This is a genomic window from Pseudomonas sp. W22_MBD1_FP4 (assembly GCF_052113765.1).
In the GTDB taxonomy this organism is placed as follows: domain Bacteria; phylum Pseudomonadota; class Gammaproteobacteria; order Pseudomonadales; family Pseudomonadaceae; genus Aquipseudomonas; species Aquipseudomonas sivasensis.
Window position 1 is genome coordinate 131,463 of the sequence record NZ_JBGQOI010000010.1, and the last position, 24,922, is coordinate 156,384.

Below are 24,922 nucleotides of genomic sequence, written 5' to 3' on the forward strand. Positions count from 1 at the left end.
TTACCCTGGCGCAGGCAATCGCTACGGAGCCAAACGAGCCGAAGATTGCCCTCTCTCAACAATTTGCGAGATTCCAGGCCGTGCAAATGGCTACACTGCGCAGGTGGCGCGGGCCGGATGCCGGCGCGGAAGATTGATTTCAGTGTGGTAGCAGGAGAGTGGCGTGCTTAGAAGAATGGGGATAAAAGGCCGCGTACTGTTGCTGAGCTTATTACCGACCAGCCTGATGGCCTTATTGTTGGGGGGCTACTTCACCTGGATGCAACTCTCGGAGTTGCAGACCCAATTGCTGCAGCGCGGCGAAATGATCACCGAGCAATTGGCGCCTCTGGTGGCTCCTGCTTTAAGCAGCAAGAACACTGACCTGCTGGAGCGCATCGCCACTCAATCCCTGGAACAACTGGACGTGCGCACCGTGTCGTTCCTTGCGCCGGACCGTACGCCCCTCGCCCACGCTGGCCCGACCATGCTCAACCAGCCGCCGGCCGGCAACAGCTCTCACCTGCTGCAACGCACCGACAATGACGCCACGCGCTATCTGCTGCCGGTGTTTGGCCGCCATCGCAACCTTGCCGGCGACTTGATCCCCGATGAAGCCGACCGCCTCTTGGGCTGGGTCGAAGTAGAACTGTCCCACAACGGTATGTTGCTGCGCGGCTATCGCAGTCTATTCGCCAGCCTGCTGTTGATCGCCATTGGCCTGATCTGCACAGCAGCCCTGGCGCTGCGCATCAGCCGCACGATCAACGAGCCGATTGGCCTGATCAAGCAAGCAGTGGCCCAGCTCAAGGACGGCAACCTGGAAACCCGCTTGCCTCCTTTGGGCAGCCAGGAACTGGACCAACTCGCCTCAGGCGTCAACCGCATGGCCGAAACTCTTCAAAACGCTCAGGAAGAGTTGCAGCACAGCATCGACCAGGCCACCGAAGACGTGCGCCAGAATCTGGAAACCATCGAAATCCAGAACATCGAGCTGGACCTGGCTCGCAAAGAAGCGCTGGAGGCCAGCCGTATCAAGTCCGAGTTCCTGGCCAATATGAGCCATGAAATCCGCACACCGCTCAACGGTATCCTCGGCTTTACCCACCTGCTGCAAAAAAGCGAGCTCACACCGCGCCAGTTGGATTACCTGGGCACTATCGAAAAATCCGCCGACAACCTGTTGGGCATCATCAACGAGATCCTCGACTTCTCGAAGATTGAGGCCGGCAAGTTGGTGCTCGACAGCATCCCGTTCAACCTGCGGGATTTGCTGCAAGACACCCTCACCATCCTCGCCCCCGCTGCCCATGCCAAGCAGTTGGAGCTCGTCAGCCTGGTGTACCGCGACACGCCGCTAGCACTGGTGGGCGACCCTCTGCGGCTCAAGCAGATCCTGACCAACCTGATCAGCAACGCCATCAAGTTCACCCGCGAGGGCACTATCGTGGCCCGGGCGATGATCGAGGAGGAACAGGAAGACAGCGTGCAACTGCGCATCAGCGTGCAGGACACCGGCATCGGCCTGTCCAGCCAGGATGTGCGGGCTTTATTCCAAGCGTTCAGCCAAGCCGATAACTCTCTGTCGCGCCAGCCGGGCGGCACCGGGCTGGGCCTGGTGATCTCCAAGCGACTGATCGAGCAAATGGGCGGTGAAATCGGCGTCGACAGTACGCCGGGCGAAGGGTCGGAATTCTGGATCAGCCTGAACCTGCCCAAAACCCGCGACGATATCGAAGACCTGCCCTGCGCGCCGCTGCTGGGCCATCGCGTGGCAGTACTGGAAAACCACGAACTGGCGCGTCAGGCCTTACAACATCAACTGGAAGACTGCGGCCTGGAAGTCACGCCGTTCAATAGCCTGGAAAATCTGACCAACGGCATCACCAGTGCCCATCAGACCGAGCAAGCCATCGACTTGGCGGTGCTCGGCGTCACTGCCAACGACATCCCGCCCGAGCGCCTCAACCAGCATCTTTGGGACCTGGAACGCCTGGGTTGCAAAGTGCTGGTGCTGTGCCCAACCACGGAACAGATGCTGTTCAACCAGTCGGTGCCCAACCCCAACAGCCAGTTGCAGGCCAAGCCGGCATGCACCCGCAAGCTTCGCCGCGCCCTCTCCGACCTGATCAGCCCGCGCCCGTCGCGCAGCGAACCGGGCGAGCCGCTGTCCAGCCGTGCGCCGCGTGTGCTGTGTGTCGACGACAACCCGGCAAACCTGCTCTTGGTGCAAACGTTGCTGGAGGACATGGGCGCCCAGGTACGTGCGGTAGAAAGCGGTTATGCCGCAGTCGACGCGGTAAAACAGGACACCTTCGACCTGGTGCTGATGGACGTACAAATGCCTGGCATGGATGGGCGCCAGAGCACCGAAGCGATCCGTCAGTGGGAAAGTGAGCGCCATGGCACACCCTTGCCAGTGGTCGCCCTTACCGCTCACGCCATGGCTAACGAAAAACGCGCCTTGCTGCAAAGCGGCATGGACGATTACCTGACCAAACCCATCAGCGAAAGGCAACTGGCCCAAGTGGTGTTGAAGTGGACCGGCCTGGCCTTGCGCAACCAAGTGCCTGAGCGTGTCACTGAAGGTCTTGGCCCAGGGGTGCAGTTGCCGGTTCTGGACCATGAGGAAGGCCTACGCCTGGCCGCGGGTAAAACCGATCTGGCGGCTGACATGCTTGCCATGCTGCTGGCCTCCCTGGAAGCCGACCGCCAAGCCATTCACATCGCCCGCGACGCCAAGGACAACCTGGCGCTGATCGAACGCGTCCACCGCTTGCACGGCGCCACCCGCTACTGTGGCGTACCGCAACTGCGCGCCGCCTGCCAGCGCGCCGAAACCCTGCTCAAGCAGGACGATGCCAAGGCGATGACCGCGCTGGACGAACTGGACATGGCCATCGCGCGACTGGCCAGCGAAGCACGGGTCAGTGTCTGACCCTATTTCATGGCGCTGACCCACTGACAAATTGCAGGGAGCTTTTCAATGCGCGTGATTCTTTTCAGCAGCCAGACCTACGACCGCGATAGTTTCCTCGGCGAGCCACTGCCAGCTGGGCTGGAACTGCAATTCCAGCCGGCCCGACTCAATCTCGACACCGTGGCCCTGGCCGAACACCACGAGGTGGTCTGCGCCTTTATCAACGACGACCTCAGCGCCCCGGTGCTGGAACACCTGGCAAAGGGCGGCACCCGACTGATTGCACTGCGCTCGGCGGGTTACAACCATGTCGACCTCGCCGTCGCCAAGCGTCTGGGCCTGACGATCGTACGGGTACCTGCTTACTCGCCCCATGCGGTCGCCGAACACGCCGTAGCGCTGATCCTCGCACTCAACCGCCGCCTGCACCGTGCCTACAACCGCACCCGCGAGGGTGACTTCAGCTTGCACGGTCTTACCGGTTTCGACCTGGTGGGCAAGACTGTCGGTGTTGTCGGCACAGGGCAGATCGGCGCGACATTCGCCAGGATCATGGCCGGGTTCGGCTGTGAGTTGCTCGCCTACGACCCCTTCCCCAATCAACAGGTACAGGCAATGGGCGCGAAGTACGTGAGCCTGCCCGAGTTACTGGCCCAGGCGCAGATCATCAGCCTGCACTGCCCGCTGACCGCTGACAGCAAGCACCTGATCAACGCCCGTTCCCTGTCGCACATGCAGCCCGGCGCGATGCTGATCAATACTGGCCGTGGCGGCCTGGTGGATACCCCGGCATTGATCGAAGCCCTCAAGGACGGCCAACTCGGCTACTTGGGGCTGGATGTCTACGAAGAAGAAGCCCAGCTGTTTTTTGAGGACCGCTCGGACTTGCCCCTGCAAGACGACGTGCTCGCACGCCTGCTGACCTTCCCCAACGTGATCATCACCGCACACCAGGCGTTCCTTACCCGCGAGGCCCTGGCGGCCATTGCCGGCACTACCCTTGCCAACATTGCTGCATGGGCCGATGGTCGGGCGCAGAACCTCGTCGAAGGATGATCAGCGGTCACATAGCAAGCTCATGATAAGCAGGCACCCGTGATAGGATGCCGCGCCTATTTGGAGGATCCATGGCCGAACACGATTTCCGCTTCAGCTTGCTGAGCCCGCAACACACCCTGATCGAATGCCGAGCCCTAGTGCCGGGCCGTTACCAAGTCACCGGCAACGGTGGTTCGATCAAGCATGGCGACGTACTGATCGTCACCCTGCGCGGCAGTAAAACCCTGTCGATGCGCCTGACCGTTGAAGGTGACGCGCGCTACTCCATCCGCCCGGCGGGCCAATGGGTCGCCATGGCTCAAGGGCCGAAATTCGGCGAGTTGGAGATTCACACTTGGAAGGTTAACTGCGACAGCTGCGACACCGTGCTGGAGTTTGAATTCGCGGTAGAAACCAAGCTGACCAAAGAACCGCTGCAGCCTGCTGCCAACGCGCGCATCAAAGAGTTGGGCTGGGCCAGTGAAGGCGACAAGCACCGCTGCCCGAAATGCCAGAAGGCTGCGCAATGAAAGGCCTGCTTCTGCTCGCCGCCGTCGGCGTGGCCTTGAGCGGCTGTGCCGGTGATGCGGTCAAGCTCAAGCAGGATCACAGTTACGTGGTGGAGTGGATTGGTGAGCGGCCATTGATGGACTACGCACACCTGACTGTCACCCTCGGCGCCGATGGCCGCGCCTACGGTAATGGCGGCTGCAACCACTGGTTTGCGCCGTACACGGTCGAGGGCGACAAGCTCAGCTTCGGCAAAATCGGCAGCACCCGCAAGTTCTGCGCCGAGGCCTTGATGGAGCAAGAACATCGCTTCTTCCAGGCCCTGCAAAGCGTACAACGCTGGGACATCTCGCCGATCGAGCAGACCCGCTTCTGGCCGGCCGAAGGCAAGCCGATTCGCCTGTGGCTGGAAGAAGGCTGATCACGCTGCTTGCGGTCCAAATGTGGGAGAGGGCTTGGCCCCGATGGCGGTGTAACAGTCAACGGATGTATTGACTGAAACACTGCAATCGGGGGCAAGCCCCCTCCCACATTTGATTTGAGTGGTTGCTTTAACCGCGCAAGGCCTTGAGTTTGGCCAGTACCCCTTCCGCCGTCTGTTCGCCCATCAACTGCTCACGCACCTTGCCCTTGTCATCAATGATGTAAGTCACCGGCAATGCCTCGCTGCGCGGAATCTCAAAGATCCCGTCGGGGTTTTGCGCCAGCACGGTGAATTTAATGCCCAGCTTGTCGCTGGCCTCTTTCAGCTCTGCACCCTGCACATTGTCGAAGTTAACCCCGAACACCCCAACGCCCTGCCCCTTCAGCTGTTCCGCCAAGGCATTGAGTTCAGGGATTTCCGTGCGGCACGGGCCACACCATTCTGCCCAGTAGTTGACCACCAGCCATTGCTTGTCCAAGCGCTCGGCCGCGACTTTCTGGCCGTACTGGTCAACGCCATAGTCATTCCCGCAGCCGCTGAGCAGCAGGGTTGTAATGATCGCCAATGCACCGATCAGTCGACGTGTCATGGGGTAATCCTTCGCAAAAATGAACGTTGGCTGCGACCTATCGCCTCTTACGGTTTAAGGACGGGGTGCAGCGCGGGTAGAATACCCGCCACCTTACGCAAGATGCGACCCGCACATGACCGATCTGACGCTTTATCACAACCCGCGCTGCTCGAAATCCCGCGGTGCGCTCGAACTGCTTGAAGCCCGCGGTCTCACCCCAACCGTGGTGCGCTACCTGGAAACCCCGCTGGATGCGTCGCAAATCAAGGCCTTGCTGGCCAAACTGGGCCTCAGCGCCCGTCAATTGCTGCGTACCGGCGAAGACGAGTACAAAACTCTCAATCTGGCCGACGCCAGCCTCAGCGAAGCCCATCTGATCGCCGCCATCGCCGAACACCCCAAGCTAATGGAGCGTCCGATCCTGGAAACCGCCGACAAAGCCATCATCGGCCGCCCACCAGAAAACGTGCTGGAGATTCTGCCGTGACCACACCGTACGTGCTGGTGCTGTATTACAGCCGCAACGGCTCGGTCAGCGAAATGGCCCGGCAGATTGCCCGGGGCATTGAGCAAGGCGGCATGGAGGCGCGCTTGCGCACGGTGCCGGCGATCTCCACCGAATGCGAAGCCGTGGCGCCGAGCATTCCGGACGAAGGCGCGCTGTATGCCAATCTAGATGATCTGAAGAACTGCTCAGGCCTGGCCCTGGGGAGCCCGACGCGCTTCGGCAACATGGCTGCGCCGCTCAAGTACTTCCTCGATGGCACCAGCAACCTGTGGCTCACCGGCGCGCTAGTCGGCAAGCCGGCTGGCGTGTTCACCTCCACCGCCAGCCTGCACGGCGGCCAGGAGACCACGCTGATGTCGATGCTGCTACCGCTGCTGCACCACGGCATGCTGATCACTGGCCTGCCCTACAGCGAACAGGCATTGCTCGACACCCAGGGCGGCGGTACGCCATATGGCGCCAGCCACCATTCCGGGCCGGACGGCAAGCGCATGCTCGATCAACATGAAATCACCCTGTGCCGGGCACTGGGGTTGCGCCTCGCCACCACCGCCACGCTGCTGGAGAATGGTCGTGGCCAAAAAGCCTAAAGTTCTGCCGCCCCAAGCGTGGCTGGAGCCGCGGGTCAAGGTGGCACGCGCGCTGAGCCTGCTGGCGTTTTTTAGCCTGGTGGGTTTGCTCTGCGTGTATTACCTGTTCGTCGCCGACCTGCACGGCGCACGCCCATGGGTGATCCTGCTGATCGAGCTGGTGCCGCTGTTGTTGCTGGCGCCGGGCATGATCAGCGGCAGTGCGCGGGGGCATTCATGGATGTGCTTTGCGGTGAACCTGTATTTCATCAAGGGCGCGCTGGCGGCGTATGACCCGAACCGTCAGTGGTTCGGGGTGCTTGAGATGCTGGCGAGTCTGGCGGTGTTTTGTACCGCACTGCTCTATGTGCGGTGGCGGCATCAGTTGAATCGGCGGCTGGCTGAGGCCTGATCAACGATTTTCAGTGCATCCGGCTTGTGTGGCGAGCGAGCTCACCACACAAGAACTTGCGCCGACTGGGGTCAGTGGTTGACGGTGTAAGCCAACATCATCGACAACTGACACATCGGCCGCCCACTCTCGGCATGCCACTGGTTGAACGCGCCCTGAACCGTCGCCAGATCCCGCAGGCTGGTCGGCGCCTTGTCGACGATCTTCTGCGCATTCAATGCAGCCACTACGTCATCACTCGGCACAAACGTATCCTTGCCCACCATCCGCAAGAATCGCGGCGCCGACAGGCCGCCCAACTGATGGCCGTGCTTGCTCAGGTACTTCCAGAGCCCGACGATATCCGTCACCGGCCAGTCGGCGATAAACGCGCCGAAGCTGCCCTTCTCTTGCTCAATATCCAGAATCATCTGCGCATTGCGCGGCACGCTCTTGAGCTTGCCCAGTTGACGGATGATACGCGTGTCCTGCATCAGGCGTTCCAAGTGCTCGGCGCCCATCAGCACGACTTTTTCCGGATCGAAGCCGAAGAACACCTGCTCAAACGCCGGCCACTTGGCGTCCACTACGCTGTGCTTCAACCCGGCGCGAAACACCCGGAGCGCCAAGGTCGACAGGTAGCGATCATCGCTGATCTTGCGCAATTGGGCCGGGGTCTTGGGTACCGGCAGGTGGGCTTCCAGTTGAGCCGCTGAACCAAAGCGGTTCAGACAATATTCGTGCAGCCACTTGTAATCGCGCATGCCCTCTCCTGGGGATTGAAATGAAAACGGCGCCCTTGAGCGCCGTCTTTCAGAGCGTTGAACTGCTTCAGAGGTTCACTACGTTGACGAAGCGCGAAGCGGCCGTCTCGTCGATTTTCAGGCTGGTGAAGTCAAACAGGTTGCGGTCGGCCAACTGCGACGGCTGCACGTTCTGCAAGCTGCGGAAGATGCTTTCGGTGCGCCCCGGCGTCTTGCGCTCCCAGTCCACCAGCATCTCCTTGACCACCTGGCGCTGCAGGTTTTCCTGGGAGCCGCACAGGTTGCACGGGATGATCGGGAATTGCTTGAAGTCGGAGTAGGCCTGGATGTCTTTCTCGTTGCAATACGCCAGCGGACGGATTACCACGTTGCGTCCGTCATCGGAGCGCAGCTTGGGCGGCATGGCCTTGAGGGAGCCGTTGAAGAACATGTTGAGGAAGAAGGTTTCGACGATGTCGTCGCGATGGTGACCCAATGCCATCTTGGTCGCACCGATTTCATCGGCAAAGGTGTAGAGCGTGCCACGGCGCAGGCGCGAGCACAGCGAGCAGGTGGTCTTGCCTTCCGGGATCAACTCCTTGACCACCGAATAGGTGTCTTTCTCGACGATGTGGTACTCGACGCCCAGCGCTTTCAGGTAAGCCGGCAGCACGTGCTCGGGAAACCCCGGTTGTTTCTGGTCCATGTTGACGGCAACGATGTCGAACTTGATCGGCGCGACCTTTTGCAGGTGCAGCAGTACATCGAGCAGGGTGTAACTGTCTTTGCCGCCGGAGAGGCAGACCATGACCTTGTCGCCATCCTCGATCATGTTGAAATCGGCGACTGCTTCACCCGCCAAGCGACGCAGGCGTTTTTGCAGTTTGTTCTGGTTGACCGTAAGAGTGCCCATGGCGATTGGATCCGCTGGAGGTGTGTGACGAAAAGCCGGGTATCTTACCGATGTCGAGTCCACACATTCAACGTGGCCCCGCATTCCAATCTGCGATTAGGCCCACTGTTTACAGTGCGATTTGCTCTAAAGGCCCTACAGTTATTCCGGTCATCCCTTCCTATACTGCGACGTGAGGTCGCACATCTATATCCAGACCTTTCAGGCCAATTGGCCCGTGGGCGCTCCGATGGGGGGCGATGGTAACAACGACAGGAGTGACTGGCATGATCCATCACGTCGTGGGGCTGTTTACCCATCCCGACCAGGAATGGCGGGAAATCCGTGGCGATAAAGAAGAAAGCATCGGCCACATGTACCTCACTCACACCCTGATTCTCGCGGCAATTCCCGCAATATCAGCGTTTATCGGCACCACCCAGGTGGGCTGGGTCATCGGCAATCGCGCACCGGTGATGCTGACCCAGGAAAGTGCGTTGTGGATGACCATCATGTCGTACGCAGCCATGCTTGGCGGCGTGGCGGTGATGGGCGCGTTCATTCATTGGATGGCCCGCACCTATGACGCCAACCCCAGCATGGCTCGCTGCGTGGCCTTTGCGACCTACACCGCGACGCCGCTGTTTATCGGCGGGCTGGCGGCGCTCTACCCGCACATGTGGCTGGGTATGGTCGTGGGCACAGCGGCGATCTGCTACACGGTGTACCTATTGTATGTGGGGCTGCCGACGTTCATGAACATCGATCCGGACGAGGGCTTCCTGTTTTCCAGCTCGGTACTGGCCGTAGGCCTGGTGGTGCTGGTGGCGATCATGGCGTTTACGGTGATCGTCTGGGGCCTAGGCGTAGGGCCGATCTATACCAACTGAACCGCTGAAACCGTAGGCAAGGCCACCGCAAGGTGGCTTTGTGCGTTATGCATGACCATTCGGCGCCTGACAGATTCGGAAACACTCAGCTTTGCGGCATACTGGGCATCTCTGGAGATATGTACAGCATGCCCGAGCAACTCAATACCCGCGTCGAAGATTGTTTCCTGCAAGCCGAATCCTTTTTCAAGCGAAGCTTCAAACGCCCCCAGGTCAGCCTCAAGCTGCGGGGCCAGAAAGCCGGTGTCGCGCATTTGCACGAGAACCTGCTGCGCTTTAACCCACAGTTGTACCGAGAAAACAGCCAGCACTTCCTCAAGCAGACCGTGGCCCATGAGGTGGCGCACCTGATCGCCCACCAATTGTTTGGTGAACGCATCCAGCCCCATGGCGAGGAATGGCAGTTGATCATGCGCGGGGTCTACGAACTGCCGCCGGACCGTTGCCATACCTATGCCGTGCAGCGGCGCCAGGTGACCCGCTATATCTACCGCTGCCCATGTGCCGACAGCGACTTTCCGTTTTCGTCACAGCGCCATGGCATGGTGGCTCAGGGGCGGCGGTATCTGTGTCGGCGCTGTCGGCAGACGTTGGTGTTTACCGGCGAAACCCGGGTGGAATAAAGGCCTCATCGGGAGCAAGCCCCCTCCCACATTTTGATCGTATTCACAGGCCTGAATGTGGGAGGGGGCTTGCTCCCGATAGCGTCCGCCCAGCCACTACATAATCACCTTGGAGCTGCGCAGCTCGCTGATGCGCGGCGGGCTCAAGCCCAGCTCCGCCAACACTTCATCACTGTGCGCGCCCACGGCGACGCCAATGTGCCGGGGCGCTGGCAACCCGTCCGAAAACTTTAACGGGCAGGCAATCTGCGCCTGGCTCGAGCCATCGCCCCTGGGCACCTGGCTGACCAGTGCCCGCGCCTTTAACTGCGGATGGGCAACGGCTTCGCTGAGCGTCAGCACAGGTTCAACGCAGGCATCAACCCCGGCAAACAGCTCGCACAATTCCGCGAAACTGCGCTTCTCGAACTCCACCTGCAAGGCCTGCTTAAGCGCCGGCTGCCGTTCTGGCTTCAAGCTCTGCGCGGCCAGCTCCGGGCGCCCCAACGCTTCACACAATTGCTGCATAAACGCCGGCTCCAGGCTACCCACCGACATCCAGCGCCCATCGCGCGAGCGGTAGTAATCATAGAAACTCCCGCCATTGAGGACATGGCCTTCCCATTCCGGCTCCGCACCACAGGCGAGATAACCCGCCCCAGCCATGGCATTCAAGCTGAACGAGCAATCGGTCATGCTTACATCCAGGTATTGCCCGACGCCACTTTGCTGGCGGGCGATAACGGCCGCCAGCAACCCCACCACCGCATGCAGCGAACCCCCGCCCACGTCCGCCAACTGCACACCCAACGGCAGCGGCCCGCTGTCCTGGCGCCCGGTATAGCTGGCCACGCCTGCCAGTGCCAGGTAGTTGATATCGTGGCCGGCGCGATCCTTATACGGGCCGGTCTGGCCATAACCGGTGATCGACACATAAATCAGCCGGGGATTAATCGCCTTCAAGGCCTCATACCCCAGGCCCAAGCGTTCCATCACGCCGGGGCGAAACTGTTCGAGCACGATGTCGTAGTCTTTGACCAGCGCCCGCACAATCTCCAAGGCTTCGACCTGCTTGAGGTCCAGCGCCAGGCTGCGTTTATTGCGATTGAGGTAGGCATGGCTTGCCGAGGTGCCCTGATCATAGGGCGGCAAGACCCGCAGCATGTCCAGGCGCGTGGGCGATTCGATACGCAGCACCTCGGCGCCCATGTCCGCCAGCATCAACGAAGCAAACGGGCCGGGCAGCAAGGTGGAAAAATCCAGTACTTTGAGGGACGCCAAGGGACCTGACATGGGGACTCCACTTTCGGTTCGAATGCCCACAGACTAGGCAGCCTTGCGCCTACCGGCAATCGTCAGAACGATCACCGACAGTGACCGTTTTGATCACGGCGGGCTTTTTCGCGACGGCGGCTTTATCATTGGCCTACGTTTGCTTGCCGAGTGTTCCATGAAGTTCGCGATTGCCCTGTATTCCGCCGCCCACGCGCCCTCTTCGCGCCGCGCCTTGCTCTTCGCCCAGGCGGCGTTGGCCGGTGGGCATGAGATTGTGCGGTTGTTTTTTTATCAGGATGGCGTTTACAGCGCGTCCAACAACCTCGTAGCGCCCCAAGATGAGCAGGACATTGCCCGCCAATGGCGTGAGTTTGTCAGCACTCATCAGCTCGACGGCGTGGTATGCATCGCCGCCGCCCTGCGTCGTGGCGTGCTCAACAGCGAAGAGGCCACGCGCTATCAACGCAGCGCAGTGAACCTGGATGCACCGTGGACGCTTTCAGGCCTGGGGCAATTGCATGATGCAATCCAGGATGCCGACCGCCTGATCTGTTTTGGAGGGCCGTGAAATGTCCAAATCCTTATTGCTGATCAGCCGTCAGGCGCCGTGGTCCGGGCCGAGCGCACGGGAAGCGCTGGATATCGTGCTGGCGGGTGGTGCCTTTGATTTGCCCATCGGTTTGCTGTTCATGGATGACGGTGTGTTCCAGCTCGCGCCGCACCAGAACGCCAAGGCCGTGCAACAAAAGGACCTCAGTGCCAACCTGCAGGCATTGGAGCTGTTCGGCATCGATGATGTGTTTGTCTGCCGCCACAGCATGGCCGTGCGTGGCTTGACGCCGCCAACCGAAGCGCAACCGTTGAGCAACGACGCTATTTCCCAATTGATTGACCGTTACGACCAGGTAATTACCCTCTGATGTCGACTTTACACGTGGTGTCTCACTCCCCGTTTACCGATAGCCGCCTCGATAGCTGCCTGCGTATCTGCGGCGCCGAGGACGCGATCCTGCTATGCGGCGACGGCGCGTACGGGCTGCACGCCCCAGCCCTGCAAACCAAGGGCGTGAAGGTCTTTGTGCTGGCCGAAGACATGCAGGCGCGTAACCTGCCATTACCGGACTGGGCCGACAGCGTGGACTATCCCGGTTTCGTGCAACTGTCGATCGACTACGACAAGGTCAACACCTGGCTATGAACACCCTGACCGTGGGCGAACGCCGCCTCGAACTGGACAAGGACGGCTACCTCGTCGACCTAAACGACTGGTCCACCGAGGTGGCCAACGCCCTGGCCACCGCCGAAAACCTGGTATTGACTGCGGCGCACTGGGAAATCCTCGAACTGTTGCGCGGCTTTTACGCCGAATTCCAGCTGTCCCCAGCCACGCGCCCGCTGATCAAGTACACCGCCTTGAAGCTAGGCCCGGACAAAGGCAACAGCCTGCACCTCAATCAATTGTTCAACGGCACTCCCGCCAAACTCGCCGCCAAGCTGGCGGGCCTGCCCCGGCCGACGAATTGCTTATGACCGACTTCTCCCCACTGACCCTGCAAACTCCTGCCGAGCACCCATTTGCGCAATTCGTACGCATCCTGGGCAAAGGCAAGCGCGGCGCGCGTAACCTCACCCGCGAAGAAGCCCGCGAAGCCATGGGCATGTTGCTCGACGAAAAAGTCGAAGACACCCAACTGGGCGCCTTCCTGATGCTGCTTCGGCACAAGGAAGAAAGCCCGGAAGAACTCGCCGGTTTCACCGAAGCCGTGCGCGAGCGCCTGGATGCCCCCACACTGAATGTCGACGTCGACTGGCCCACCTATGCCGGCAAGAAACGCCACCTGCCGTGGTTCCTGCTGGCAGCCAAATGCCTGGCGCAGAACGGTGTGCGCATCCTGATACACGGCGGCGGCGCCCATACGGCGGGCCGGCTGTACACCGAGCAGCTGCTGGATACCCTGCACATTCCCCTGTGCCGAAACTGGCAACAGGTCGGTACGGCGTTTGAGCACGCAAACCTCGCATTTATCCCGCTGGGCGACTGGGCACCACAACTGCAACGCATGATCGATTTGCGCAACACCTTGGGTCTTCGCTCGCCGATCCACTCGCTGGCGCGGCTGCTCAACCCGTTGAATGCCCGTTGCGGCCTGCAAAGCATCTTTCATCCGGGCTACCAGGGCGTGCACCGCGATGCCAGCGGGCTGCTCGGGGATAACGTGATTGTGGTGAAAGGCGACGGTGGCGAGATAGAGATCAACCCCGACACTATCAGCCACCTGTACGGCACCACCGGCGGCGAGAGCTGGGATGAAGAATGGCCCGCCCTCTCCGCCCAGCGCCACGTCAAGCCGGCCACGCTGGAGCCTGAGCACTTGAAGGCCGTATGGCGCGGCGATGCAGAGGACAGCTACCCGCAGCTGGCGCTGATCGCCACCATGGCCCTGGCCTTGCGCGGCCTTGGCCACCCGCGGGAGCTGGCGTTCGAACTGGCGCAGCAATATTGGGAAGCACGGGATAAATCGATTTAATCGATCATTCATCCGCAGTCTTTGCGCTTTTAGTTCGAACTCATCCCTTTAGACTGGGCTCCAACGCTTATTAGCCAAGGAGCCAGTCATGGGTTTGCTGATCGAAGGACACTGGAAAGACCAGTGGTACGAAAGTAGCGCAGACGGCGCTTTCCAACGGGAACAGGCACAGCGGCGCCACTGGGTGACCGCCGACGGCCAACCTGGCCCGAGCGGCGAAGGCGGCTTTAAGGCCGAGGCCGGTCGTTATCACCTCTATGTGTCCCTGGCCTGCCCATGGGCGCACCGCACGCTGATCATGCGCAAGCTCAAGGGCCTCGAAAGCCTGATCGATGTGTCCGTAGTCAGCTGGCTGATGCTGGAAAACGGCTGGACCTTCGACAAGGCCCACGGCTCGACCGGCGATAAGCTGGATAATTTCGAATTTATGCACCAACGCTACACCGCCGACACAGCCGACTACACCGGCCGCGTGACCGTGCCGGTCTTGTGGGACAAGAAGCTCAAACGCATCGTCAGCAATGAATCGGCGGAGATCATCCGCATGTTCAACAGCGCCTTCAACGGACTGACTGGCAATACCCTGGATTTCTATCCCGACTCCCTACGTACAACCATCGATGAGCTGAACGAGCGGATCTACCCGGCCGTGAACAATGGCGTGTACCGCGCAGGTTTTGCCACCTCACAAAAAGCGTATGAAAGCGCGTTTGATGATGTGTTTGCTGAACTGGACCATCTGGAACAGCACTTGGGCGACCATCGCTACCTGGCCGGCGAGTACCTGACCGAAGCGGATGTGCGGTTGTTCACCACGTTGATTCGTTTTGATGCGGTGTATTACAGCCATTTCAAATGCAATCTGCGGCGGATTGCGGATTATCCGAATCTGTCGAATTGGCTGAGGGAGATGTTTCAGTGGCCGGGGGTGGCCGAGACGGTGGATTTTGAGCACATCAAGGGGCATTACTATGCCAGTCACCGCACGATCAACCCGACGGGGATTGTGCCAAAGGGGCCGTTGCAGAGGTTTGATGCTGGGCACGATCGCCAGCGGTTGAGTGGCGAAGGCGTCTGGCGCTGATTCAGGAAATGCGCTGTGTGTGATGGCCTCATCGGGAGCAAGCCCCCTTCCACATTTGGAACTGTGAATACAGTAAAAATATGGAAGGGGGCTTGCTCCCGATGTTTTTAAAAGGCTCAGACCTGAGACTGGGCGCCTTCAAACCACTTCAGCTTCTCACGCAACACTACCACCTCACCCACGATCACCAGCGTCGGCGCATGCACTTCATGCTCCGCCACCATGCGTGGCAAGTCCGCCAGCGTGCCGGTGAACACGCGCTGGTTGGAGGTGGTGCCCTGCTGGATTAACGCCGCCGGGGTATCAGAAGCACGGCCATGCTTGATCAGTTGCTCGCAGATAATCGGCAAGCCAATCAAGCCCATGTAGAACACTAGGGTTTGCGACGGCCCCACGAGATCACTCCAAGGAAGGTCCGACGTCCCGTTTTTCAAATGCCCCGTGATAAAACGTACTGACTGCGCATAGTCACGGTGGGTCAGCGGAATACCCGCATAGGCCGCGCAGCCGCTGGCCGCCGTGATTCCTGGTACCACCTGGAACGGGATGCCATGGGCCGCCAGTTCTTCGATCTCTTCACCACCACGCCCGAAGATGAACGGATCGCCACCCTTGAGGCGCAGAACGCGTTTGCCTTGCTTGGCCAGGTCCACCAGTTGCTGGTTGATCTGGTCCTGCGGCACGGCATGGTCTGCGCGACGTTTGCCGACATACACACGTTCGGCATCGCGGCGGCACAGGTCAAGAATCGCCGGGGCGACCAAGCGGTCATAGAGCACCACGTCCGCTTGCTGCATCAGACGCAGCGCGCGGAAGGTCAACAGGTCGGGATCGCCAGGGCCTGCACCCACCAGGTAGACCTCACCCGGCGCATACGGCGGTGCGCCGTTGACCTTTTCAATCAGTAGACGCTCAGCCTCATCACCCTGCCCGGCCAACTGGCGGTCGGCAATCGGGCCCTGGAACACTTCTTCCCAGAACGCACGACGCTGCTGCACATCCGGATACAAGCCTTTGACCTGGGCACGAAAACGCGCCGCTAGCCCCGCCAACTGGCCGTAGGTGGACGGAATCCAGGTTTCCAGCTTGGCGCGGATCAAGCGTGCCAGCACCGGCGCATCGCCGCCGCTGGACACCGCAATCACCAAGGGAGAACGGTCGACAATTGCCGGGAAGATCACACTGCACAAGGCCGGTGCGTCCACCACATTGACCGGTACACAGCGACGCTTGGCATCACTGGACACTTGCGCATTCAGTGGCTCGTCGTCGGTAGCGGCGATGATCAGGGTGCAACCATCAAGGTCGGCCTCCTGATAACCGCGCACAATCAGTTCCCCGCCACTGCCCAGCACCAATTCACGCAACTGGTCTTCGATCTGGGGAGCAACCACCCGCAGCACCGCACCGGCGTCGGCCAGCAGCCGGGATTTGCGCAAAGCAATCTCCCCGCCACCAACGACCAACACACGGCTGCCGCGCAGGTTATGAAACAGCGGCAGAAATTCCATTTAGCCGATGACCTCAACGCCCGCCATGTAAGGCTTGAGCACTTCAGGTACGCGGATCGAACCGTCAGCCTGCTGGTAGTTTTCCAGCACGGCAACCAGGGTACGACCTACAGCCAGGCCCGAACCGTTGAGGGTGTGCACCAGTTCCGGCTTGCCGGTTTCCGGGTTACGGAAACGCGCCTGCATGCGACGGGCCTGGAAATCACCGCAGTTGGAGCACGACGAGATCTCGCGGTACTTGTCCTGGCTCGGCACCCACACTTCCAGATCGTAGGTCTTCACGGCGCTGAAACCCATGTCGCCGGTGCACAGAGCCAGCACTCGGTACGGCAGCTCCAGCAGCTGCAGCACGCGTTCGGCGTTGGCGGTCAGGCCTTCCAGGGCTTCCATGGAGGTCGACGGCTCAACCACTTGCACCATCTCGACCTTGTCGAACTGGTGCTGGCGGATCATGCCGCGGGTGTCACGACCCGATGCACCGGCTTCACTGCGGAAGCACGGGCTGTGGGCCACGAACTTGAGTGGAAGTTGCTTGGCATCGAGGATCTCGCCAGCGACGATGTTGGTCAGCGACACTTCAGCAGTCGGGATCAGGTACAGATCGGCTTCACCATCGCGGCTGATCTTGAACAGGTCTTCTTCGAACTTCGGCAACTGACTGGTACCCATCAGCGCCGGACCTTGAACCAGGTACGGGGTGTAGGCCTCTTCGTAGCCGTGCTCGCCGGTGTGCAGGTTGATCATGAATTGCGCCAAGGCACGGTGCATGCGCGCAATCGGACCGCGCAGCAACGCAAAGCGCGCGCCGGACATCTTGGCGGCGGTTTCGAAATCCAGGCCACCGGTCAATTCGCCCAGGGCGACGTGGTCCTTGATCTCGAAATCAAAGGCTTTTGGCGTGCCCCAGCGGCGCACTTCGACGTTGCCGTCTTCGTCTTCGCCAACGGGCACAGACTCGTGCGGAATGTTGGGGATGCCCAGCAGGATCGAATCCAGCTCGGATTGGATCTTGTCCAGCTCGACCTTGCCGTCGGACAGCTCGGTGCCCATACGCTCGACGTCCGCCATCAGCGGCGCGATGTCTTCGCCGCGCTGCTTGGCCTGACCGATGGATTTGGAACGCGCATTACGCTCAGCCTGCAGTGCTTCGGTGCGGGTCTGGACGGTCTTGCGCTGTTCTTCCAGCGCTTCGATGCGCGCAACATCCAAGGCAAAGCCACGGGATGCCAGGCGGTCCGCTACGTCCTGAAGGTTGCTACGTAACAGTTTGGAATCGAGCATGTCGGTCTCTCGTTTATCAAAGTTTGGTCAAGGACAGGCCAGCCCAGGTGGCGAGCAGCCCGCCGAACACGCTGATGCCCAGGTACCCGAAGGCGACCAGGGCCTGCCCGCTTTCCAGCAAGCGCAGCGTATCCAGTGAAAAGGATGAAAAGGTCGTCAGACCGCCTACAAAGCCGACAATCAAGCCGGCACGAATTTCAATCGGTATTTCCGGGCGCAACAGGAACCAGCCGTACAGCAACCCAATGATCAAGCAGCCAACAAGGTTGACCGCAAGGGTTGCGGCATAAAAATGCTTAGGCCAGTTGGCGCTCACCCAAGTACCGGTGGCGAAACGCAATAATGTACCAGCGATGCCGGCTGCGGACACGGCAAGAATCGTCTTGAGCACTACTTTCTCCGCTGTTTGGGGCTGAGGCGATCGAGTTGGGCCAGGTGATTGAGTTTTTCACCGATTTTCAGCTCCAGGCCACGGGGCACCGGCTGGTAGAGCGGCAATGGCTCAAGCTCATCTGGGAAGTAGTCTTCGCCGGCGGCATAGGCGTCCGGCTCATCGTGGGCATAGCGGTATTCATCGCCGTAGCCCAATTGTTTCATCAATTTGGTCGGCGCATTGCGCAGGTGCAGCGGCACTTCAAGGGAGCCGTGCTCGGCGGCAGCACGTAGCGCCGCCTTGAAGCCCATGTACACCGCGTTGCTTTTCGGCGCGCAGGCCAAGTAAGTGATTGCCTGGGCCACCGCCAACTCACCTTCCGGGCTGCCGAGCCGCTCCTGCACGTCCCACGCCGCCAGACACAGGCTCAAGGCGCGCGGGTCAGCGTTGCCAATGTCTTCGCTGGCCATGCGTACCACGCGGCGCGCCAGGTACAAGGGGTCGCAGCCGCCGTCGATCATCCGCGCAAACCAATACAGCGCGCCGTCAGGGTTGGAGCCGCGCACAGATTTGTGCAGCGCCGAAATCTGGTCGTAGAACGCTTCACCGCCCTTGTCGAACCGACGACGTGTGTCGCCAAGCAGGCTTTGCAACAGGTCGACGCCAATCTCGCGGCCATCCTCGGCCAGGTCCGACGCATTCTCCAGCAGGTTGAGAAAACGGCGACCGTCGCCATCGGCAGCGGTGAGCAGGATCTTGAAACCTTCTTCGCTGACACTCAGTTGGCGCTTGCCCAGGCCCTTGTCTTCACTCAACGCGCGGTGCAGCAGCTTTTGCATCGCTGCTTCATCGAGGCTCTTGAGCACATACACTCGCGCTCGAGATAGCAAGGCGTTGTTCAATTCGAAGGACGGGTTTTCGGTAGTGGCGCCGATAAAGATCAGCGTGCCATCTTCGACATAAGGCAGGAACGCATCCTGCTGCGACTTGTTGAAGCGATGCACTTCGTCGACAAACAGGATGGTGCGCTTACCGTATTGCCCAGCCTGCTGCTTGGCCACTTCCACCGCCTGGCGGATTTCCTTGACCCCAGCCAGCACCGCGGAAACCGTTTCGAAGTGCGCATCCGAGACTTTCGCCAGCAGCCGCGCCAGAGTGGTTTTACCCACGCCCGGCGGGCCCCAGAAAATCATCGAATGTAGCGCGCCCTGCTCCAGGGCTTCGCGCAAAGGCTTGCCGCGAGCGAGCAGGTGTTCCTGACCGACGTACTCATCCAGGTTGGTCGAACGCAAACGCGCGGCCAGGGGTTGGGCAATCGGGTCACTTCGAAACAGATCCATGGGCAGCGTTTGAAACCTCTGGTTTATTCCTGGATCACGTCGGCACCCTTAGGGATGTCGAACTTGAACTTGGAAGCAGGCACCGGCTCGTTGGCCTTGACCCCGGAGAACAGGATATCGGTGCGTTGGCCGACGCTGTCGATCAGGCGCATGTTATTGATCACGCCGTTACCGAAAGACAGGTGCAGGCTGTCAAACAGCGTGTCCTTGGACTTCGGCTTGAGGGTGAATTCGATCACGTTGCTGGTTTGCTTGGAGGTGATGTCGAAGCTGTCGTTAATCTTCGACACATCACCCGACAGCAACAGCGCAGGCGTCTGATTCAGGCGCGGATCGAGCTTCTTGATAGTTGCCTGTTCCAGATCCGGGTCCCACAACGTGACCTTCTGGCCGTCGGAAACGATGGTCTGCTCGGCCTTGCCTTCAGTGTGCCAGTAGAACAGCCCCGGACGCTGCACAGCCATTTCGCCTGCCGTTTCCTGCAAACGGGTACCGCCGGCATCCAGGGTCAGTTGGGAGAAGCGCGCCGTCAGGGTCTTGGATTTGTCCAGCAGGTTGGTCAGGCTGGCGACAGAGGCCGGGTCAGCGTGAGCCGAAACAGCGGTCAGGGCCAGTGCCGGCAACAACAGCATGCGGATAAAGCGCATGGGAGTCCTCATTGAGTCGTAAGGGCGCGCCGCGTGCTGCCACGCGGCGCGGGATCAGTCGCGCATCTGCCCAGGGGCAATGACTTCACGCGAGCCGTTGGTGTTCATTGCGGTGACGACGCCGGCGTTTTCCATCGCTTCGATCATGCGGGCGGCGCGGTTGTAGCCGATTTTCAGCTTGCGCTGAACTGCAGAAATCGACGCGCGACGGCTTTCCAGCACAAACGCCACGGCTTCGTCGTACAGGGCGTCGGTCTCGGCATCGTCGTCGCCACCGCTGCTGCCACCGTCGAAACCGCTGCCAGCTTCTTCGACGCCGGCGAGGATGTCGTCGTTGTATTCGGGTGCGCCGCGCAGCTTCCAGGCTTCCACCACGCGGTGCACTTCATCATCGGAAACAAAGGCGCCGTGTACGCGAATCGGCAGGCTGGTGCCCGGTGGCATGTAGAGCATGTCGCCGTGACCCAACAGTTGCTCGGCGCCACCCTGGTCGATGATGGTCCGCGAGTCGATCTTGCTCGATACTTGGAACGCCATGCGCGTCGGGATGTTGGCCTTGATCAGACCGGTGATCACGTCCACCGACGGACGCTGGGTGGCGAGGATCAAGTGAATACCTGCTGCACGCGCCTTTTGGGCGATACGCGCGATCAGCTCTTCAACCTTCTTGCCGACGATCATCATCATGTCGGCGAACTCGTCGACCACCACCACGATGGTCGGCAGCTTGCTCAGCAGTGGCGCTTCGTCGTGAATACTTTCGCGTTTGTACAGCGGGTCGGTCAGCGGTGTGCCGGCGTCCTGGGCTTCCTTGACCTTGGCGTTGAAGCCAGACAGGTTACGTACACCCATCTTCGCCATCAGCTTGTAGCGGCGCTCCATCTCGGCAACGCTCCAGCGCAGGGCGTTGGCGGCGTCCTTCATGTCGGTGACCACCGGGCACAGCAGATGTGGAATGCCTTCGTAGATCGACAGTTCAAGCATCTTCGGGTCGATCATGATCAGCTTGGCGTCTTCCGGGCCGGACTTGAACAGGATCGATAGGATCATCGCGTTCACGCCCACCGACTTACCGGAACCGGTGGTACCGGCGACCAGCAGGTGAGGCATTTTTGCCAGGTCAGTGATAACCGGCTTACCGCCGATATCATGGCCCAGCGCCAGGGTGACCGGCGATTTGAAGTTGTCGTATTCCGGCGTCGACAGTACTTCGGAGAAGCGCACGATCTGGCGGTCTTCGTTGGGAATCTCGATACCCACGGTGGTCTTGCCGGGGATCACTTCCACCACACGCACGCTTGTCACGGCCAGGGAACGGGCCAAGTCTTTGGCCAAGTTGGAGATGCGGCTGACTTTCACACCAGCGGCCGGCTGAATTTCGTAACGGGTAATCACCGGGCCAGGGTGGATCGAGTCCACCGACACTTCGACGCCGAATTCCTTGAGCTTGATTTCCAGCAAGTGGCCGACAGCCGCCAGGGATTCGGGGGAATAGTTGAGCTGTTTCTTTTCGGCCGGGTCGAGAATCGAGATCGGCGGCAAAGTGCCTTCGACAGCGCTATCGACAAACAACGGCGCCTGTTTCTCTTTCTGCACGCGATGGCTTGGCTCGGGGGCCTTGGGCGGCGCAGGTGCAATCACAGGCGGCACCTGCTTCTCGCGGTCGGACATGTGCTTGCTCAGGGCCTGTTCGCGCTCGATCAGGCGCTCCTTGACCTTGGCCTGTTCGCGGCGATCCGGTGTGCTTGGGGCTACGACTTCGTTGACGCGAGTATCCACCTCACGCAACTGAGCCACCATGCGTTTGCGGTCAACACGAGCGGACCACCAACGGTTGGCGGCGCCCTGGAATAATTCGAGCAGGTCGAGGGTGATCTTGCCTGTCACGTCCATCACCTTGAACCACGAGAGGTCGGTGAACACCGTGAGGCCGAACAGGAAAAGCGCAATGAACATAAGAGTGCTGCCCTGGATATTCAGGGTCTTGCGCGCCAGGTCGCCGAGGCTTTCGCCCAAGGCCCCGCCCGCGCCCGCCGGCAAACCGGTGGGCGCATGGAAATGAATATGGGCCAGCGCCGCGCCGGAGAGCACCAGGAACACCAGACCGATCAGGCGCCAGGAGAACAGCCAGCCGCTCCACTGCCACGGCTCGTGACGCTGACGGAAGATCTGCCAGGTCTTGATCGCCAGCAGCAGTGGGAAGATGTAAGCAAAGTAACCCAGCACCATGAAGAGGATGTCGGCGCTGTAGGAACCCACCGGACCGCCGAAGTTTTGCACATCGTCTATCTTGCTGTTGTGGCTCCAGCCCGGATCGTCCTTGCCGTAGGTGAGCAAGGCCATCATCAGGAACAAGCACAGCGCGCCGATAGCGATCAGCGCGCCTTCCTTGAGTCGATAATGCAGGTGCTGGCGCCAAGCCGGCACGACTGCTGCTTTAGGTGTTGCGGCGGATTTCTTCAAAACGGGTCTTTTCCTGCGCCTTTAGCGCGTCCATCTGTTGAATGACTGCAAATACTGCCCAATCCGAGCAGTTGAAAAATAAACGATCGTCGTTGAATGTACGTTTAACACTGGGCAATTACTGAATGAAAGGACGATAACGCCACAATGGCCGCATTGTACGGGTTTGTACCCCCGATGCCACGCCACTTGGCTTTCTTCAGGCAGCATAGCCAATTGTGTGTCACGACATGTTCAATTTGAGCATGCATTGTCTTTGCTGACAAAGGCTTATGAACTGTTTTTACTAATCCAGACAAGCTTGGCAAATGGCCTGCATGGGCCGGCCCCGAATACGACCACACCCCCGGCATAGAGTTGCAGAAACACCCGCTCACGCTAATACGCATCAATGGCTGATTCAAGCTGGCCCGATGGCGCTGCGTCGACAATAATCAGCACTGCCGAGGCGGGTGTCATACCTGCCACTCCCCTCCCCTTCCATAAGCCTGGATGCCATGCTGACCTGGTTACAACGCAACACCCTGACCTTCCCACCGCTGGCCAAAGCTATGCGCGAACCCAATGGCCTGCTGGCCGCCGGCGGCGACCTGTCGGCCGAGCGACTGCTCCAAGCCTACCGCCATGGCTGCTTCCCATGGTTCTCGGAGGGTCAACCGATCCTCTGGTGGTCTCCGGACCCGCGCACGGTGATCTTCCCTGACGAGCTGCACGTATCCCGCAGCCTGAGCAAGCTGTTACGCCAGCAGCGCTACAGCGTGACATTCGACCAGGACTTCGCAGCAGTCATCCAAGCCTGCGCCGCACCGCGCGCCTATGCCGATGGCACCTGGATCACCGAAGGCATTCAGAGCGCCTACCTGGAGTTGCACAAACGCGGCCATGCACACTCGGTAGAAGTATGGGACGAAGGGGTGCTGGTGGGCGGCCTGTATGGCCTAGCGATGGGCCAACTGTTTTTTGGCGAATCCATGTTCAGTCGCGCCGACAACGCCTCAAAATTCGGCTTCGCCACACTGACACGACAATTACAGGCCTGGGGCTTTGTGCTGATCGACTGCCAGATGCCCAACGATCACTTGCACAGCTTGGGTGCCCGCGCCATTCCTCGCACTGAGTTCGCCGGTTTTCTACGCGACCACTTGGACCAGCCCAACACCGGACCATGGGTTTCTTAGGCGACATCCGCGCACCTGGCTTACACTTATTTCAAAGCTTATCCCGAGGGTTGATCATGACCGAGTTGGCGCGTTTGAAGTTTTATGCCACTCAAGCCCACTCTTGCAGCTATCTGCCAGACGAGCAGGCCACCACGTTGTTCCTCGACCCCAGCCAACCGATGGACGTGCACGTGTATGCCGATCTTTCGGAAATGGGCTTTCGACGCAGTGGCGACCACCTTTACCGACCCCATTGTCAGAACTGCAATGCCTGCGTACCGGCACGCCTGCCCGTGGCGCAATTTCTGCCGGATCGTAACCAGAAGCGCATCCTCAAGCGCAACGCCGACCTGACGGTAACATCGTGCAAGCCTCGATTTACCGAAGAATATTTCGACCTTTACCAGCGCTATATTGAGCAACGCCACGCCGACGGCGATATGTTCCCCCCGAGCCGTGACCAGTTCTCCACGTTTCTAGTGCGTGACCTACCCTTTTCACGCTTCTATGAGTTTCGAGCGGACGGTCGCCTGCTGGCCGTCGCCGTGACCGACTTGCTGCCTAATGGCCTGTCGGCGGTATACACGTTCTATGAACCTGCCGAAGAGCGCCGCAGCCTCGGGCGCTTTGCAATCCTCTGGCAAATCGGCGAAGCACTGCGCCTGGAACTGGAGGCCGTCTACCTCGGATACTGGATCAAGAACTGCAAAAAGATGAGCTACAAGACCCAATATCGCCCCATAGAACTGCTAATTAATCAAAGATGGGTCACGCTTAACTAGAACCCCTTGGCTTAAACACCCTTTTTCGGGCACAATGCACGCCGCTTTTGCCTGGCGCAGTTGCACCGGGCCATTCACTGGATACCGAGGGCTTTACTGCATGTCGAAAGAAGACAGCTTCGAAATGGAAGGCACTGTCGTCGACACCCTGCCCAACACCATGTTTCGTGTGGAGTTGGAAAATGGGCACGTCGTAACCGCGCATATCTCCGGCAAGATGCGCAAGAACTACATTCGTATTCTTACCGGTGACAAAGTGCGCGTCGAGCTGACGCCCTATGACTTGAGCAAAGGGCGCATCACTTACCGCGCTCGCTAAGCAAGTCAATACAAAACGCCCGGTTATGCCGGGCGTTTTTGTGTGCATGGGACTCTCAAACACCGATGATTCCTGTGGGAGGGGACTTGCCCCCTCCCACACTGGATCTTCATTGTTCTGAG

General features: G+C 60.1%; 28 protein-coding genes. 18 read left to right on the top strand and 10 right to left on the bottom strand.

Annotated features, from left to right (window positions below):
* Positions 1–163 precede the first annotated feature (163 nt).
* From ACEN2T_RS15055 to ACEN2T_RS15070, 4 genes are all read left to right on the top strand, one after another.
* Positions 164–2,917, top strand: a complete 2,754-nt coding sequence (locus ACEN2T_RS15055; RefSeq protein ID WP_032889648.1) for a response regulator — start codon at positions 164–166, stop codon at positions 2,915–2,917.
* Positions 2,918–2,965: 48 nt separating this feature from the next.
* Entirely contained in the window at positions 2,966–3,955 is a 990-nt protein-coding gene (locus ACEN2T_RS15060; protein WP_032889649.1) for a 2-hydroxyacid dehydrogenase, read from the top strand.
* A gap of 71 nt (positions 3,956–4,026) precedes the next feature.
* Entirely contained in the window at positions 4,027–4,467 is a 441-nt protein-coding gene (locus ACEN2T_RS15065) for a hypothetical protein (RefSeq protein WP_032889650.1), read from the top strand.
* Complete coding sequence (locus ACEN2T_RS15070) at positions 4,464–4,868, top strand: META domain-containing protein (RefSeq protein WP_442116935.1); 405 nt, start codon at positions 4,464–4,466, stop codon at positions 4,866–4,868. The genes ACEN2T_RS15065 and ACEN2T_RS15070 overlap by 4 nt, the downstream gene beginning before the upstream one ends.
* A gap of 130 nt (positions 4,869–4,998) precedes the next feature.
* On the opposite strand, the gene ACEN2T_RS15075 is transcribed toward ACEN2T_RS15070, so the two are convergent.
* Positions 4,999–5,460 (bottom strand): TlpA disulfide reductase family protein, encoded by a 462-nt coding sequence (locus ACEN2T_RS15075; protein WP_032889653.1) that lies wholly within the window; start codon positions 5,458–5,460, stop codon positions 4,999–5,001.
* A gap of 115 nt (positions 5,461–5,575) precedes the next feature.
* On the opposite strand from ACEN2T_RS15075, the gene arsC reads away from it, so the two are divergent.
* Genes arsC through ACEN2T_RS15090 form a run of 3 tightly spaced genes read left to right on the top strand, consistent with a single transcriptional unit; the run spans position 5,576 to position 6,931 of the window.
* Entirely contained in the window at positions 5,576–5,929 is a 354-nt protein-coding gene (gene arsC, locus ACEN2T_RS15080; RefSeq protein WP_032889654.1) for an arsenate reductase (glutaredoxin), read from the top strand.
* On the top strand, positions 5,926–6,540 hold the full coding sequence (wrbA, locus tag ACEN2T_RS15085) for an NAD(P)H:quinone oxidoreductase (protein ID WP_032889655.1): 615 nt from the start codon (positions 5,926–5,928) through the stop codon (positions 6,538–6,540). The genes arsC and wrbA overlap by 4 nt, the downstream gene beginning before the upstream one ends.
* Positions 6,524–6,931, top strand: coding sequence for a DUF2069 domain-containing protein (locus ACEN2T_RS15090; RefSeq protein ID WP_032890035.1), 408 nt, complete (start codon positions 6,524–6,526; stop codon positions 6,929–6,931). The genes wrbA and ACEN2T_RS15090 overlap by 17 nt, the downstream gene beginning before the upstream one ends.
* Before the next feature lie 71 nt (positions 6,932–7,002).
* Here ACEN2T_RS15090 and ACEN2T_RS15095 read toward each other — a convergent pair whose 3' ends face one another.
* Together ACEN2T_RS15095 and ttcA are read right to left on the bottom strand one after the other, a co-directional pair.
* Positions 7,003–7,674: a DNA-3-methyladenine glycosylase I gene (locus tag ACEN2T_RS15095; protein WP_442116936.1), complete on the bottom strand. Its 672-nt coding sequence runs from the start codon at positions 7,672–7,674 to the stop codon at positions 7,003–7,005.
* A 67-nt stretch (positions 7,675–7,741) separates the two neighbouring features.
* Entirely contained in the window at positions 7,742–8,566 is an 825-nt protein-coding gene (gene ttcA, locus ACEN2T_RS15100) for a tRNA 2-thiocytidine(32) synthetase TtcA (RefSeq protein WP_122753670.1), read from the bottom strand.
* 266 nt (positions 8,567–8,832) lie between these two features.
* On the opposite strand from ttcA, the gene ACEN2T_RS15105 reads away from it, so the two are divergent.
* Both ACEN2T_RS15105 and ACEN2T_RS15110 read left to right on the top strand, forming a co-directional pair.
* A complete protein-coding gene (locus ACEN2T_RS15105) occupies positions 8,833–9,435 on the top strand; it encodes a Yip1 family protein (RefSeq protein ID WP_032889661.1) in 603 nt (200 codons plus the stop codon).
* Positions 9,436–9,563: 128 nt separating this feature from the next.
* Positions 9,564–10,058: a SprT family zinc-dependent metalloprotease gene (locus ACEN2T_RS15110; RefSeq protein WP_032890037.1), complete on the top strand. Its 495-nt coding sequence runs from the start codon at positions 9,564–9,566 to the stop codon at positions 10,056–10,058.
* A gap of 96 nt (positions 10,059–10,154) precedes the next feature.
* Here the strand turns inward: ACEN2T_RS15110 and ACEN2T_RS15115 are convergent, their stop codons facing one another.
* Entirely contained in the window at positions 10,155–11,330 is a 1,176-nt protein-coding gene (locus ACEN2T_RS15115) for a CaiB/BaiF CoA transferase family protein (protein ID WP_442116937.1), read from the bottom strand.
* 157 nt (positions 11,331–11,487) lie between these two features.
* Between ACEN2T_RS15115 and tusD the strand changes: the two genes are divergently transcribed.
* The 6 genes from tusD to ACEN2T_RS15145 all read left to right on the top strand — a co-directional run bounded on the left by tusD (position 11,488) and on the right by ACEN2T_RS15145 (position 14,924).
* Positions 11,488–11,880: a sulfurtransferase complex subunit TusD gene (gene tusD, locus ACEN2T_RS15120; RefSeq protein WP_032890039.1), complete on the top strand. Its 393-nt coding sequence runs from the start codon at positions 11,488–11,490 to the stop codon at positions 11,878–11,880.
* A 1-nt stretch (position 11,881) separates the two neighbouring features.
* Positions 11,882–12,232, top strand: a complete 351-nt coding sequence (gene tusC / locus ACEN2T_RS15125; RefSeq protein WP_032889665.1) for a sulfurtransferase complex subunit TusC — start codon at positions 11,882–11,884, stop codon at positions 12,230–12,232.
* Entirely contained in the window at positions 12,232–12,510 is a 279-nt protein-coding gene (tusB, locus tag ACEN2T_RS15130; RefSeq protein ID WP_032889666.1) for a sulfurtransferase complex subunit TusB, read from the top strand. The genes tusC and tusB overlap by 1 nt, the downstream gene beginning before the upstream one ends.
* Positions 12,507–12,842: a TusE/DsrC/DsvC family sulfur relay protein gene (locus tag ACEN2T_RS15135; protein ID WP_032889667.1), complete on the top strand. Its 336-nt coding sequence runs from the start codon at positions 12,507–12,509 to the stop codon at positions 12,840–12,842. The genes tusB and ACEN2T_RS15135 overlap by 4 nt, the downstream gene beginning before the upstream one ends.
* Positions 12,839–13,840: a glycosyl transferase family protein gene (locus ACEN2T_RS15140; RefSeq protein WP_442116938.1), complete on the top strand. Its 1,002-nt coding sequence runs from the start codon at positions 12,839–12,841 to the stop codon at positions 13,838–13,840. The genes ACEN2T_RS15135 and ACEN2T_RS15140 overlap by 4 nt, the downstream gene beginning before the upstream one ends.
* 88 nt (positions 13,841–13,928) lie before the next feature.
* On the top strand, positions 13,929–14,924 hold the full coding sequence (locus ACEN2T_RS15145) for a glutathione S-transferase family protein (protein WP_099601030.1): 996 nt from the start codon (positions 13,929–13,931) through the stop codon (positions 14,922–14,924).
* Positions 14,925–15,040: 116 nt separating this feature from the next.
* Here the strand turns inward: ACEN2T_RS15145 and cysG are convergent, their stop codons facing one another.
* The 6 genes from cysG to ACEN2T_RS15175 are packed head-to-tail and all read right to left on the bottom strand — an operon-like array spanning position 15,041 to position 22,539.
* Complete coding sequence (gene cysG / locus ACEN2T_RS15150; protein WP_032889670.1) at positions 15,041–16,435, bottom strand: siroheme synthase CysG; 1,395 nt, start codon at positions 16,433–16,435, stop codon at positions 15,041–15,043.
* On the bottom strand, positions 16,436–17,716 hold the full coding sequence (gene serS, locus ACEN2T_RS15155; protein ID WP_032889671.1) for a serine--tRNA ligase: 1,281 nt from the start codon (positions 17,714–17,716) through the stop codon (positions 16,436–16,438).
* Between the two features lie 16 nt (positions 17,717–17,732).
* The gene (crcB, locus tag ACEN2T_RS15160) at positions 17,733–18,107 is read right to left on the bottom strand and encodes a fluoride efflux transporter CrcB (protein ID WP_032889672.1); all 375 of its coding nucleotides are present in this window, start codon (positions 18,105–18,107) and stop codon (positions 17,733–17,735) included.
* Entirely contained in the window at positions 18,107–19,429 is a 1,323-nt protein-coding gene (locus ACEN2T_RS15165; RefSeq protein WP_442116939.1) for a replication-associated recombination protein A, read from the bottom strand. Before ACEN2T_RS15165 ends, crcB begins: the two co-directional genes overlap by 1 nt.
* A 23-nt stretch (positions 19,430–19,452) precedes the next feature.
* On the bottom strand, positions 19,453–20,076 hold the full coding sequence (lolA, locus tag ACEN2T_RS15170; protein WP_032889674.1) for an outer membrane lipoprotein chaperone LolA: 624 nt from the start codon (positions 20,074–20,076) through the stop codon (positions 19,453–19,455).
* Positions 20,077–20,130: 54 nt separating this feature from the next.
* Complete coding sequence (locus ACEN2T_RS15175; RefSeq protein ID WP_032889675.1) at positions 20,131–22,539, bottom strand: DNA translocase FtsK; 2,409 nt, start codon at positions 22,537–22,539, stop codon at positions 20,131–20,133.
* A gap of 497 nt (positions 22,540–23,036) precedes the next feature.
* Between ACEN2T_RS15175 and aat the strand changes: the two genes are divergently transcribed.
* The 3 genes from aat to infA all read left to right on the top strand — a co-directional run bounded on the left by aat (position 23,037) and on the right by infA (position 24,800).
* Positions 23,037–23,717, top strand: coding sequence for a leucyl/phenylalanyl-tRNA--protein transferase (gene aat / locus ACEN2T_RS15180; RefSeq protein WP_442116940.1), 681 nt, complete (start codon positions 23,037–23,039; stop codon positions 23,715–23,717).
* A gap of 56 nt (positions 23,718–23,773) precedes the next feature.
* Positions 23,774–24,481 carry an arginyltransferase gene (locus ACEN2T_RS15185; RefSeq protein WP_032889677.1) on the top strand — a complete coding sequence of 236 codons (708 nt, stop codon included), beginning with the start codon at positions 23,774–23,776 and terminating at the stop codon, positions 24,479–24,481.
* Positions 24,482–24,581: 100 nt separating this feature from the next.
* On the top strand, positions 24,582–24,800 hold the full coding sequence (infA, locus tag ACEN2T_RS15190) for a translation initiation factor IF-1 (RefSeq protein WP_002553999.1): 219 nt from the start codon (positions 24,582–24,584) through the stop codon (positions 24,798–24,800).
* The last annotated feature ends 122 nt before the right edge of the window (positions 24,801–24,922 follow it).